This is a genomic window from Caldicellulosiruptor diazotrophicus, from assembly GCF_017347585.1.
Classification (GTDB): domain Bacteria; phylum Bacillota; class Thermoanaerobacteria; order Caldicellulosiruptorales; family Caldicellulosiruptoraceae; genus Caldicellulosiruptor; species Caldicellulosiruptor diazotrophicus.
This window is the reverse complement of sequence record NZ_AP024480.1, coordinates 2,182,275-2,196,392: the sequence shown is the minus strand read 5'-3', so window position 1 is coordinate 2,196,392 and position 14,118 is coordinate 2,182,275. Positions and strand designations below refer to the sequence as shown.

Here is a 14,118-nt window from a genome sequence, read left to right as displayed (position 1 = left end):
GTTAAGAGAGGATGGTATTTGCATTGTTGAAAGATGAACTTTACAAAAAGGTATTAATTTTTGATGGGGCGATGGGTACTCAGCTTATTCAAAATGGCTTGACAGAAGATGAATGTCCTGATTTGTGGTCGGTAACACGGCAGGATGTAGTTTCGTCTATTCACAGGCAGTACTTTGAAGCTGGGTCTGACTGTGTTGAGACAAACACCTTTGGCGCAAACAGAGAAAAGCTTAAAAAATATGGACTTGAAAATGAGGTTGAGGATATAAACAAATGTGCAGTCAAGCTTGCAAAAGAGGTTGCAAAAGACTATGGCGGGTATGTTGGACTCTCTGTCGGACCAACAGGCAGGCTTTTTGTCCCTTCAGGTGATCTTAGCTTTGATGAGGCAGAAGAGATATTTTATGAACAGATTTTGAGTGGAATTCAAGCGGGAGCAGATTTTGTTTCGATTGAGACTATGTCTGACATAAAAGAAGCAAAGGCTGCATTTTTTGCATATAAAAAGGTAAAAGAAGAGTTTAAAAAAGATATACCGTGTTTGGTATCTCTTACGTTTGAACAAAACAAGAGGCTTTTGATGGGAACTCCTCCAGAGGTTGCAGCATATTATTTCAGTTTAATTGGCTGTGACATTGTTGGTGCTAACTGCTCTGGCGGTGCGATGCAGCTTTTAGAAGTTATAAAGCAGATGCAAGGTTTTTCGTTTATTCCGCTTTCAGTAAAGCCAAACGCAGGGCTGCCTAAGGTGATTGATGGCAAGACTGTGTATGAAAGCTGCATCCCTGAGTTTGTAAATTTGACAGAAGAGTTTGTTGAAAATGGAGTCAGGCTCTATGGTGGCTGCTGTGGCACAAACCCTGAGTATATCAGAGCAATATCGAAGGTTTTAAAAGGAAAAGAGGTTTCATTTGAAAGTGACACACAGAAGAAGTTCATAACATCAATTTATTCATTGCTTGATATTTCTCAAAAATTTAGTGTATATGAATTCAAGCTCACAAATGATTTTTCAAACGAAGCTGTCTTTGAACTTGCAGGGCTTGAAGAAGATGCAATATTTGTTGATATTGATGAGAATGTAGAGCCTGAGATTTTAAAGGAATTTTTAATAGAATCTCAAGACTTTTCAAAAAAACCTTATATTTTTAATACAGAAACAGAATCTCATATAAATATTATCGAAAGGTATTACTTTGGTGTATACGGAATTGTGTCAAACATACACGGCGAAAGTGCGGTAAAGGTACAGATTTAAGAATATTATGAGGAGGTTGCAAGTTGAAGAAAAACTTTGAAGAATTTTTAAAAAGTCAGTCAAACATAATTTTTGACGGTGCAATGGGCACAGAGCTTTTGAACAGAGGATTTTCGCTGGACTTTCCACTTGAGTGGGCAAATGTAGTGAATCCTGAGCTTGTAAAGCAAATTCACACAGATTATATCTTAGCTGGTGCAAGTTGTATTGAAACTAATACCTTTGGTGCAAATGAGTGTAAGCTCAAGGTTTTTGGATTTGAAAACGAGGTTGAAAGGATAAACAGATATGCTGTCAGGATTGCAAAAGAGGCAGGAGACGATAAAGCTTATGTCATAGGTAGTGTTGGACCGCTTGGGAAACCGGTTGGCAGTGGTTTTGAGATAGATGCTAGACGAGCAAAAGAGGTGTACAAAAGACAGCTTTATTTTCTCTTGGACGAAGGGGTTGATGCAATAATCTTTGAGACAGCTGCATCAACACATGAGGTTCAAATCGCAATTGAAGCTTTGAAGGAGCTAAATGATAAAATTCCATATATAATTCAATTTTCCTTTACCAAAGAGCTGAGCACAATATATGGGGAAGATATCTACACGGTTATAGAATTTTTGAAATCTACAGATGCAGATGTTGTGGGACTTAACTGCGGTAATGGTCCTCAAAAGACTTTAGAGGCTTTGAAGATATTCTCCCAACATTTAAAAGGTCCATTTTCTGTTCAGCCGAATGCAGGGTATCCCCAGCTTGTGCAAGGAAGGCTCATTTTTTCAACTTCGGCAAATTATTTTGCATCATTTGTTCCTGAATATATAAAGCTTGGGGCAAAGATTGTTGGAGGATGCTGTGGAACAACTCCTGAGCATATAAAGGCTATAAAGGAAAAAGTAGGAGAGTTTTTACCCAGCATAGAAGTTGAACCGGTTGAGAGAAAAGAAGAACAGAATGCAGTTTTAAAAGATACTCCATCTGAATTTTCTCAAAAACTTGGCAAAAAATTTATCTTTACAGTTGAGATAAGTCCACCCAAAGGAATTGAGCTTGAAAAGACAAAAGAAGGTGTGAAGTTTTTAAAAGAGGCTGGGGCAGACACGGTAAATATTGCAGATTCTCCAATGGCAAGGGTTAGAATTTCTCCAATTGCTCTTGCTCATATACTCAAAGAAGAGCTGAATATGGAGTCAATACTGCACTTTACGTGCAGAGACAGAAACCTTATTTCTCTTCAATCAGAACTTCTGGGTGCAGCAGCACTTGGAGTAAAGAATGTTTTGGCGCTCACAGGTGACCCACCATCAATTGGCGACCATCCACAAGCAAAACCTGTTTTTGATGTTAATTCTGAAGGGCTTGTTCTAATTTTAAGCAGGCTAAATAGTGGCACAGATTATATGGGCAATCCGATTGGCAAGGCAACAAACTTTACAATAGGCGTTGCTCTGAATCTTAACGCAGATGACTTAGAAAAAGAAATAGAAAAGCTTAAGCACAAGATTGAAAATGGAGCTCACTTTATAGAAACACAGCCAATTTATGAACCAGAAAGTTTAGAAAGATTTTTTGAAAAAGTTAATTTCAAACTTCCACCAATTTTGGCTGGCATTTTGCCACTAAGGTCACCACGCCATGCTGAGTTTCTGCACAATGAGGTGCCAGGAATTACAATACCAGATAAAATCCGTCAGAGAATGCACAATTCCAAGGAACCTGCAAAAGAAGGTATAGAGATTGCTTGCGAAATAGTTGAGAAAATAAAACATATGGTAAATGGTATCTACATCATGCCACCGTTTGAAAAATACGAGATGGCGGCTGAAATAATTAGGAATTTTAAGTAACTAAAATAATTATAAAAAATGCAAAGAGGCTGCGAAAGCAGCCTTTTTATTTTTCTTTGACTTTCAATAGAAAAATATAGTATAATTTTCTCAATATAACATACTATCATTTAATCTTTCCTTGAGAGGAGAACCTCAAAAATGAAAAGAGCGTATCTTTTGAAAAAACTTAATTTAAGCCTTCTTGATGATGCAAAGCCTAATGAGCTTATAATTCTTCCACGTCGGTTTATTATAAGCAAACTCAAAGAAAGGCTTGTTAAGAAAAACGGAGTTCTTTTTGATACCGATATATTTACATTTGATGATTTAATAACCCCTGCCAAAAATGAGGTGCTAAAGACACGGAAGGTAATTACAAGAGATCAAGAAGTTTTAATTATATTTCAACTTCTCAAAAGTATTTTCAAAGGTAAGACAAGCTTTGAAAATGTTTTGACATATGAGTTTACAAGCCAGGTCATATACCTTTTGAATTTGATGTTTTTAGAGTCAAAAAACTATTCTCAGAAAATTTTTAGAGTGTCTGAAAATTATAGTTTTTTAAAAGAGCTTTTTGAAAAGTACAAGGAATACCTTGACCAAAACAACCTTGTGAACTTTTCCTACCTTCAGGATTTGGCTATAAAACTTTTTGAAGAAGACAAACTTGAGTTTAAAGAATATAGTGCTGCCAAGATAGCATTTTTCCCAGATTTTAGATGCGACCAAAAAAGGATACTAAGGCTTATTGCAGAGGAAATAACTGATATAGAAGTTTTTGCACCGTTTTTTGATGATATTGAGATTTGCAAAGAGACTACCAAGTTTTTAGAATTACTTGGATTTGATATAGTATTTGATATGGCAGAGGAAAATTCAAGATGGCTTTTAAACTCAGAATATTCTGAGGTTAAAATATTTTCTTATCCAAATATAATTCTTGAAATAAACGCTCTTGTAAAAGAAATCAAAAAAGATATAGCTGAAAAGAAAATTGATTTTGATAAGGTAGCAATTGTTGTGCCAAGTGTGGAAAGGTATAAAGATGCTCTGTTGCAGACATTTTCTGAGGAGATGCTACCTGTAAACTTGAGCTGTCAGAAAAGTCTTATAGAATTTGGATTTATAAAATTTGCTTTAGAGCTTTTAGAGTTTTTAGGTGGAGAATTTGATAAAAAGAATTTTGAACGGATAATATCGCATAGATTTTTGAACACAGAAAAGGCAGACTTTGAGATTTTGTTTTCTAAGATAAAAAATGTTAGCATTTTAGAGCTTGAGCAAATAGAAATAGTTCTTGAAGAATTAGAGTTTTTTGCTAATCTGTATGCCTTCGACGATGTGATTGAAAACCTCACTAAAATTTGGAGGGTTTTTAATAGACTCAAGAGAATAAAAAATGAATATGATAAGTTACCAAAATCATTTAATAGCTGGCTTGAAAATACAAGAAAGGTTTTTGAAAAATTAGGTGTAACAAAGCATGCAGAATTAGTAAATGACATTGAATTTGTGAAAGCATTTTATTATTTAAATGAGATTTTCAAAAAAAGCGAAGAAGATTTTAAAGAGTTTGACTCTGAATTTACTTTTGAAGAATTTTTAGATATTTTTAAGACTATTCTTTCACAAAAGATGGTTGATACATCGATTAATATCTTAAATGGGATTGACGTTATAAGTCTTCAGGATGCTTTAGGTGGCTGTTTTCAAAAGGTCTATCTAATTGGGCTTTCGGACGATATTTTACCGCGTTCAAGGTCTGAGGGATTTTTGATGAACATGAGATTAAAAGAAGAGCTCATGCTTGATGAGATAAAAGATTTTGACTACATATTCCAAAAAGACCTTATATATTTTAGAAGTATTATAAACTCTTATAATATATATATGTCATATCCACGTTATTATCAAACACAAGTTGACAAAAGCCCATTTTTGGAGTTAGAAGACATTAAAGAAGTTTCAATTTATAGGGGCTATATACCAAGTGATAATCAACTGACATATAGAGAATATAAATTTTTAAAAAATTCAAATGAGAAAAGTTTCGAAAAAACTTGCACGTGCAATAATATTCCGCTAATTAATATAATAAAAGACAGAGAGCTAATTGAATATCAGAGCTGTCCTTTAAAATTTGCCTTCAAAAAGTTTGATGTTGATGAGAAGGAGAGAGAAGAAAAACATTTTATTTCGAACCTGCAGCTTTTGTTTTCATGTATTCAAAAGATACTTTCTTTAAAAGCTCCTAATGAAACACTTGATTTTTTGCTTTCAAATATTCGGTATACGCACAACGAATCAGTTAAAAAATTTGCAGCATTAGATATTTTGCAAATGTCTCTTGAAATTGTTGAGAGAATGAACGAATACGGGGTTAAAGAGTTTACTCCCCAAAATATGAAAGACAGGGTATTTGTAGTGAGAAAGATATTTGAAGGGGTTGAACTTCAACTCTTTCCCAATTTTGTTGTGAAAATTGATGACCAAGAAATATGCGGTTTTGTAAAAACAAAGGTTTCATCCGAAAAAGAAATTGACAAGATTTGGATTGCAAGTTACATCTTTGAACTGGACAGAGTTGCTGCTATATATCTCTTTGAAAAACCGCGATTTGTGATTTATGAAAAGACGAATAAGTCTTTGGATAAGCTAACTCAAGAGATTTTAAGTGGACTAAAAGAAGGGATTTATAAACTAGGTGAAATTGAAACTTATAAAAAGACACAGTCTGTTAAAAACTGTTTTTCTTGCGAATATAGCCATGTTTGTCTATTGTTTTAAAACAAAAAATATCAAGGGATGGTTGAAAAAATGGGCAATACAATTATTTATAGTGCATCTGCTGGCTGTGGCAAGACAGAAAGTATAGCAAACCTTTATATAGACCTTATAAATTCTCAAAAAGCTTTGCCAAGTGAAATTGTCTGCATAACGTATACAGAAAAGGCAGCAAGAGAGCTTAAGAACAGAATCATCTCAAAAGCCAAGCAGAAAGGGCTTGATTTGCTCACAATTTCAAAGATTCAAAACTCCCATATTAAGACCATACATTCATTTTGTATGTATCTTTTAAGATTTTACTGGGCATGGGCAAGGGTTGATGCAAACTTTAAAATTGTTCCTGAGCAGAATAGAATTATGCTAAAACTCATAGACAATTATCTTTCAGTTTTTCCTGCAACATTGGGGAGATTGCCTCAGGAAAAGTTTTTTATAGAAGAATATCTTCACTATATTGAAAATATAGCACAGGAATTCAACAATTCATCAAAATATATCAACAAAGCTTATCACCTTGAAAGCGAAACTTTTTATATTTTTGATCATCTATCAAACAGTTTAAATAACATGTTTTTAAAAGAACTTACATACGATTTGGTCTTGCAAAGAACCTTTGAACTTTTGAACATTCCAGAAGTAAATAAAGATGTAAAAACAAGATTTAAGTACTTAATTGTTGACGAGTTTCAAGACTCAAACTTTTTACAAAAATCAATCTTCGAGAATATAGCTGAAAACATTTATTATGTTGGAGATAAAAAACAGTCCATTTACCGTTTTCAGGGTGCAGAGCCAGAGGTTTTTGATGAGGCAATGGAAAGCTGCAGCCAGGTTTTAGAGCTCTGTGAAAACTTTAGAACAAACTCTGAGCTTGGCAAAAAGATAGATAGGATAAGCAGCATGCTTTTTCCAAACTACAAACCACTTTCTTATAAGCATCAAGCTGACGGATTTTTAAAGGTTGTGGAGATTGTAAATCCAACAAGAGAAGAGATTATTCAAAATGAAGCTATTTATGTTGCAAAAAAGATAAAAGAGATGGTTGAAAGTGGTTTTGAGATAAGTGTGGGTGGCAAGCCAAAAAGAAAGGTGAAATACTCTGACTTTGCAGTGCTGTCGCGAAAAATTCAAAACATTGCTCATATTTACAAAAGGGTGTTTGAGGATTATGATGTTCCAATTGATATTAACTTCAAAAGAGGGCTTTTGGAACAAAAAGAGATAGTGCCGCTTTTGGGCCTTCTTGAGATTTTACAATATCCGAACAAAAAATCAGGGTACTTGAGACTTCTTGCAAATGACATATTTAAAGTGGACAGATTCACGCTTCTCTTTTGCGAGATGAGTAAAATAGAATGTTATGTTCCAGAAGATGTTTTAAAATTTATTGCAAAACAGCGTGATAACCTGTTTGTCAAAAAGATTTCAGAGATTTTGTATGAGTTTGAAGACATGTTCGAATATAGCTACAAGGTCTACAAGTTTTTTGGCAAGGGTGCATACGAAAATGTCAGACTTTTTTATGACTTGGCAGAAGAGAGCAAAAGCTTTTCGATAGAAGACCTTTGCAGTTTTGTAAATTATCAAGGCGAAAGGTTTTCGAGCTTTTCTTCTCTTGATGATAGCGCAGTATTGCTTAGCATACATTCAGCAAAAGGACTCAGCTTTCCAATAGTGTTTTTGGTCGGACTTTGCGAAAGTACAGGGTACTTTCCGGGCAGAAGTCCAAAGCTGAGAGGTTCTTATGACACAGACACAAGAGAATATATAATTGCTCCTTTTTGGATGGAAAAAGAATACACAAAAATAAAGAATATATCAAAACAGCAGGAAAAAGAAGAACTTAAAAGGCTTTTTTATGTTGCCATAACAAGACCGATGGCAGGGATTTTTATGATAAACTCAACTGTAAGAGAAGCTATAAAGAAAAGAGGAGGAGCAAAGTCGTTTGGTGAAGAGGTAGGTTTGAATTACATTCTCGCAAAGGCAGAAGAGATTGGAATTGAAAAGGAAGTCGTGGAGATAAAAAACACTGAAGAAGATCCATCTAATGATTTTGCTTGTAAACAGAAAAATACAATTAGCAGTGCATTACCTCTAATGATTTTGCCTGACGAGTTTGAAAATAGGTTTAAGTTTTTGTCACCCTCACACATAATGGATTTTAAAAGATGCCCTGCCATGTTTTCGTTAAAGTACATCATGGGTCTTCCAGTTTTTGATGAGCTGAGCTCAAAAGAGGAGATACAACAGAACGCAAAAGTACTTGGTACCACAGTGCATAGAGTTTTAGAGCTCACAAGCTTGAAAAATATTCAAAGCTTAGATAGCAACATTGCCTTAGCCATGCTTGAAAATAACTTTGAGGATGAAAAGGTTGTGAAAGAACTTATTTTGAACTTTTTTGAAAGCCAGTTTGTAAAAGAAATCAAAGATAAAGTAATAAAAGAAGAAAGCGAGTACCCGTTTTATTTTAAACTTGACAATCAAATGATATATGGCATAATTGACAAGGTGTACCATTTAAAAGATGAGGTTTTACTTGTTGATTTTAAAACAAACCTTCATTTTGATGATACAAAATTCAATATTTACATTCCCCAGCTTTTCATTTACACAAAAGCCATGAAAGAGAGATTTCCTTCCAAAAAGATTTTTTCTTCCATCTTCTGGTTAAGAGAAGGGAAAAAGTTTGACTATGAGCAAAAAGATGAACACCTTGAAGATGTAATTGATGTGATAAAGAAAATAAGAAATATCAGAACCAGAAAGGATGTACTTGAGCTTATTGAGGATTCTTTAGATGGAAATTGCAATGGCTGTGAATATGAATTTTACTGTAAGGATGAGCAAAATATTAAATTGATAAGGAAAAAGCTTGAATAGATTTTCTTTTTCCTTGTTTTTAAAAAATTAGAGGTTTGCAAAGAAAGACAAAAAGAGGTTAAAATAAATTATACGTAGTTTTGTTCAAAAAATATATTAAGCAATTATTTAAAAGGAGATAAAGCATATGCTTGTTGATTTTATGAAAATATCAACTGTTGACTATCCAAAAAAGATTGCAGCTACTTGTTTTTTTGGTGGCTGCAATTTTTCGTGCCCGTTTTGTTACAACTCACAGCTTGTAAACTTCAAAGGAAATTTTATGGATGATAGCATATTTTTTGAGTATTTGGACAAAAGAAAAGGTATAGTTGACGCTGTGTGCGTCACAGGTGGAGAGCCAACTTTGAATGAAGGGTATCTGACAGAGTTTATAAAAAAAATAAAGCAAAGAAATCTTCTTGTCAAGCTTGACACAAATGGCTCAAGACCAGAAGTTTTAAAAAAGCTTTTAGATGCAGGTCTTCTTGACTATGTTGCAATGGACGTAAAAGCTCCGCTTGAAAAATATCCTCAAATAACAGGTTTTTCCGATATTGACAAAATTAGAAGCTCAATAGAGATATTGAAAAATTCAAATATAGATTATGAATTCAGAACAACAGTTAACAAAAACATTCATACAGTTGAAGACATATTAAATATTGCAAGGTTATTAAAGGATACCAAACTTTATATAATAAAACCTTATAAATACACACCTGAAGTTCTGGATGAGAAAATAAGTGGCACCCAAGATTTGGAGATGGAGTACTTGCAAGAGATTTACAATCGCGCAAAACAGGAAGGTATTAACAATATCAAAATTGGTGGTGCAATCTGATTTTGTATTAAAAGAGGTTTTACGCATACGAGGTGATTATTATGACAAAAATCAAAGCACAGATTGAGCAGATGGTTTTAGCATTCAAAGAGATAAATCCAAACGCTAAAAAGATTTTGTTTTTTGAACCCATTTTTACTGTTCCATATGCTATGTTTATCATCTACTCCTCACTTTACATGACAAGAGTTGGAGTAAAGGATTACCAGATAGGACTGCTGTCAACAGTGTTGAACTTGGTGATGCTTATCACATCACCATTTGCAGGAATGCTTGTGAACAGGTTTGGACGCAAAAATGTTCTTCTCATTGGCGATTTTCTATCGTGGTGTGTGTATGCATATATATTTTTCTTTTCAAAAGACTTTACATGGTTTTTAATAGCAACTATCTTTAACGGACTTATGAGAATTCCAGAGCTTGCATGGCGACTTCTTCTAATGGAAGATGCAACCGAAAACGAAAGAGTTGCAATTTATTCTGTAACTGTATTCGTGTGGAATATGGGGAATCTTTTTGCGCCCATGATGGGCATTCTTGTTGCAAGGTTTGGCTTAATACCTGCAACTAAATGGACAGTCCTTGCATTTGGGATTTTAGTAAATATACTAATTGTTGTGAGACATCTTGTTACATCTGAGAGTTCTGTGGGACAAAAACTTGCACAGGAGAATTCTGAAAAAAATAATAATGGTTTTTCTGAATGGTTGGACAGTCTAAAATACATGTTCAGAAATAGACAGCTTCTTTTGATTGTACTTGTTGCAATATTTGGCAATGTTGCCCTGATATTCAGAGACACGTATAAAAACATATACTTAAGCGAAGCTTTGCATTATCCAGATAGCATAATTTCGGTGTTTCCCACACTGTGGAGTGTGGTTGCCCTTATATTTGTAATGTTTTTAATTCCAAATTTAAAAGAACAAAAACATGATACTGTTCTTTTTTGGGGAATGCTTTCAATTACAATTTCGAATGCATTGATTTTAGTTGTACCCACAGGAACATTTGGCTTTATTTTGATGATAATTGTAACAGTGCTTGGCAGCATAGGGGCTGCAGTATATTATTCATTTGTTGATGCTATCTTAGCAAATTCTGTTGATGATGATAAAAGAGCGCATGTGTTGTCAATCACAATGTTTTTAATCTCTCTTTTTTCAATGCCAGTTGGTGCAATAGCTGGCCAGTGTTATACATTTTCAAAAAGTTTACCTTTTGTTCTTGCTACAATCTTTACTATTTTGTGTACAGTTTTGATTTTCTTCAAGGTAAGAATAGCAAGAGCCCAAGAAAGACAGTAACTCACCGTTATTGCTTGGATATAATTCAAAGTAATTACAAAGGTTGCAAGGATTTTGTCAAAGGTATAAAATAAAAAACAGAAGTAAAACTATCTGGGGGTGTAAAATGCCAACAGTTAAAGATGTTGCAAAAAGAGCTGGTGTTTCTGTTGCAACAGTTTCAAGGGTGCTGAATAATTCAGAAAAAGTCTCTGAACAAACGCGACAGAAGGTTTTAAAGGCGATAGAAGAACTGGGATTTAAGCCTAACCTTCTTGCAAGAAACTTCAGGAAGGACAAATCAAATCTGATATTAGTTATACTTCCTACAATTGCCAATGCATACTTTGCACGTGTTGTAAAAGGAATTGAGGATACCGCACGAAAGAATGGATATGGAATACTTCTTTGCACAACGCAAAACAGCCCTGAGATTGCAGCAGAATATTTAAAACTTATAGGAAAAAAACAGGTTGATGGAGCTATAATTGCATCTGCAAAGATTGAGATTGATTTTTGCAAAGGGCTTGATACAAGAAGGATTATCCAGGCATGTGAGTTTTATTCTTTTTTGGACACATCATGTGTAAAAATAGACCACAAAAAAGCTTTTTACGATGTTGTGGATTACCTTATTAAAAAAGGTAAAAAGAATATCCTATGTGCAATTGGGAACGAGGACATTCCTTCTGAGTTTGAAAGGAAAGAAGGATACAGAAAAGCTATTGAAGAAAATGGACTTCAGTTTAAAGAAGAGAATGTCATAAGATGCAGCTATGGCTGGACAGAGCTGTATGAAAAATTAAAAAACTTTTGCTGTCTTAAAAAATACGATGCTATTGCCTGTTCTTCAGATTTGATGGCAGTTGGAGCAATAAAAGCTGCCAAAGCTCTAGGGCTCAAAATCCCTGATGAGTTTTCTGTGACAGGTTTTGACAATATCATGATTTCAAGGCTTTATGAACCTTCAATTACGACAATTGCACAACCTATGTATTCAATAGGTGAGAAGGCAGCCCAGATTTTAATTGATACACTTGAAAGTCCAGGTGTTTTTGAAAAACAAAAAATAATTCTTCCTCATGAACTCAAGACAAGAGAATCTGCCTGATGTTTATTTTTTATTTTTAAACCATTGTAATTGATTACACTATGAGTTATAATATCTTATGTAATCAATTACACAATTAAGGAGGCAGAAAAAATTGAAAAAGCTAAAGCTTGCAATAATCGGATGTGGTTCGATTACAAAGCACAGGCATGCGCCGGAGGCAAAGCAAAATCCCAATGTTGAGCTTGTTGCTGTATGTGACAAGAATTTAGACCATGCAAAAGCCATTGCAGAGACATTTAAAGTTGGAAATGTCTATGATGATTATAAAAAGATGCTAAAAGAAATAAAACCTGATGCAGTAGTGGTTGCAACGCCAAATTGTCTTCATGCTGATGCTACTATAAAAGCTTTAAAAGAGGGTGCTCATGTTCTTTGTGAAAAGCCAATGGCAACAACAGAAGATGAGTGCAGGATGATGGTAGAGACTGCAAAAGAGATGGGCAAGTTTTTGATGATTGCTCACAACCAGAGGTTCAATGAAGCCCACAAAAAGGCAAAAGAGGTAATACAAAGCGGTGAGCTTGGGAAAGTGCTGAGTTTTAAAACAACCTTTGGTCATGGCGGACCTGAGAGCTGGAGCTCAGACAGGCCCGATACATGGTTTTTCCACAAAGAAGCAGCAATATTTGGTGCAATGGGTGACCTTGGCGTTCACAAGATTGACCTTATGAGATTTTTACTTGGTGAGGAGTTTGTTGAGGCAGCTGCGTTTGTTACGACTCTTGCAAAAAGATATCCGAATGGTAATTTAATAGATGTTGATGACAATGCTGTTTGTATTTTAAAAACTCAAAGCGGAGCGGTTGGAACTGTAACTGCTTCATGGACATATCCAGGAAGTGAAGATAATTCAACTGTAATCTACTGTGAGAAGGGTTCAATTATACTTTATGCAGACCCAAAATTTTCGATGATAATAAGATATGCAAACGGTCAAAAAGCATATTTTGAGCTTGACACAATGCAGACAAACGAAAGACAAACAAAATCAGGTGTGATAGACGAGTTTGTAGATTGTATCTTGACAAACACACCACCCAAAATTTCTGGAGAAGAAGGTTTGAAGACCATGAAAGTTGTGTTTGCATGTTTTGAGTCAGCAAAGACTGGCAAGATTGTGAAGATTGATTATTAAGCATTGGTCCAAATTCTGAAGATGGAAAGGGGAGCTAACGATAGCATGAAACTTGGGTTTTTAACAGCCTGCCTGCCAAAACAAAGCCTTGAAAATCTTGTTGTGTGGGCAAAAAGCATTGGTTTTGAGATGTTGGAAGTTGCGTGCTGGCCTGTAAAAAATACAAGAGACTATTCTGGTACAACCTTGGATGTTGCAAATCTTACACAAGATCAAGCAGAAAGAATAAAAAAACTTTTTGAGCAGAACAATATGCAAATTTCTTCTCTTGCATACTATGACAACAACCTGCACCCTGACCTTGTGATAAGAAAATCTTACCATGACCATTTAAAAAAGGTGATTGATGCAGCAAATCTTCTTGGCGTCAAGTATGTTGGGACATTTGTTGGGAGAAACTATAAAAAAACAATCAAGGAAAACTTTGATGAGTTTGAGATTGTGTTTAAAGAGATTTTGGAGTATGCAAAGGAAAAAGGAGTTTCTATTATAATTGAAAACTGCCCTATGCCAGGCTGGAACCCAAATGGTGGATGGATGGGGACAATATCATACTCACCTGAGCTTTGGGAAGAGATGTTCTCAAGGCTACCTTACGACAACTTTGGTTTGAATCTTGACCCATCGCACCTTCTTTGGCTTGGAATTGACCCTGTTTCGGTCATAAAAGAGTTCAAAGACAAAATATTCCATGTCCATGCAAAGGATACTCAGATTTTGAAAGACAAGCTCAATAAATATTCCATTTTTGGTAGCCAGATTCAAAGGAAAAATGAGTGGGATATGGGATATTGGGTGTATAGAATGCCAGGTCGTGGCGAGATTAATTGGAAAGCATTTTTGAAAGAGCTAAAACAAAACGGCTATAACTTTGTTGTAAGCATAGAACATGAAGACCCAGAATATGAGGGGACTGAAGAAAAAGTAAAAGAGGGACTAAGGCTTGGGTTTGAATATTTAAAAAATATCTTGAATGAGATATAAAAAAACATTTTGTTTAAGCGGTCG

The 14,118-nt window shown here is 34.8% G+C and carries 9 protein-coding genes; all 9 read left to right on the top strand.

The features are described from left to right. The first annotated feature begins 11 nt into the window (after positions 1–11). On the top strand, positions 12–1,259 hold the full coding sequence (locus tag CaldiYA01_RS10465; protein ID WP_207179475.1) for a homocysteine S-methyltransferase family protein: 1,248 nt from the start codon (positions 12–14) through the stop codon (positions 1,257–1,259). A 23-nt stretch (positions 1,260–1,282) separates the two neighbouring features. After that, positions 1,283–3,097, top strand: a complete 1,815-nt coding sequence (locus CaldiYA01_RS10460) for a bifunctional homocysteine S-methyltransferase/methylenetetrahydrofolate reductase (RefSeq protein WP_207179467.1) — start codon at positions 1,283–1,285, stop codon at positions 3,095–3,097. A gap of 141 nt (positions 3,098–3,238) precedes the next feature. Beyond that, the gene (locus CaldiYA01_RS10455) at positions 3,239–5,866 is read left to right on the top strand and encodes an ATP-dependent helicase (protein WP_207179466.1); all 2,628 of its coding nucleotides are present in this window, start codon (positions 3,239–3,241) and stop codon (positions 5,864–5,866) included. Positions 5,867–5,896: 30 nt separating this feature from the next. Next, entirely contained in the window at positions 5,897–8,752 is a 2,856-nt protein-coding gene (locus CaldiYA01_RS10450) for a UvrD-helicase domain-containing protein (protein ID WP_207179464.1), read from the top strand. A gap of 127 nt (positions 8,753–8,879) precedes the next feature. Beyond that, positions 8,880–9,575, top strand: a complete 696-nt coding sequence (locus CaldiYA01_RS10445) for an anaerobic ribonucleoside-triphosphate reductase activating protein (RefSeq protein ID WP_207179461.1) — start codon at positions 8,880–8,882, stop codon at positions 9,573–9,575. Between the two features lie 41 nt (positions 9,576–9,616). After that, a complete protein-coding gene (locus CaldiYA01_RS10440) occupies positions 9,617–10,882 on the top strand; it encodes an MFS transporter (protein WP_207179459.1) in 1,266 nt (421 codons plus the stop codon). 106 nt (positions 10,883–10,988) lie between these two features. Next, the gene (locus CaldiYA01_RS10435) at positions 10,989–11,972 is read left to right on the top strand and encodes a LacI family DNA-binding transcriptional regulator (RefSeq protein ID WP_207179457.1); all 984 of its coding nucleotides are present in this window, start codon (positions 10,989–10,991) and stop codon (positions 11,970–11,972) included. Between the two features lie 94 nt (positions 11,973–12,066). Further along, a complete protein-coding gene (locus tag CaldiYA01_RS10430; protein WP_207179455.1) occupies positions 12,067–13,110 on the top strand; it encodes a Gfo/Idh/MocA family protein in 1,044 nt (347 codons plus the stop codon). A gap of 45 nt (positions 13,111–13,155) precedes the next feature. After that, positions 13,156–14,094, top strand: a complete 939-nt coding sequence (locus tag CaldiYA01_RS10425) for a sugar phosphate isomerase/epimerase family protein (protein ID WP_207179453.1) — start codon at positions 13,156–13,158, stop codon at positions 14,092–14,094. Positions 14,095–14,118 lie beyond the last annotated feature (24 nt).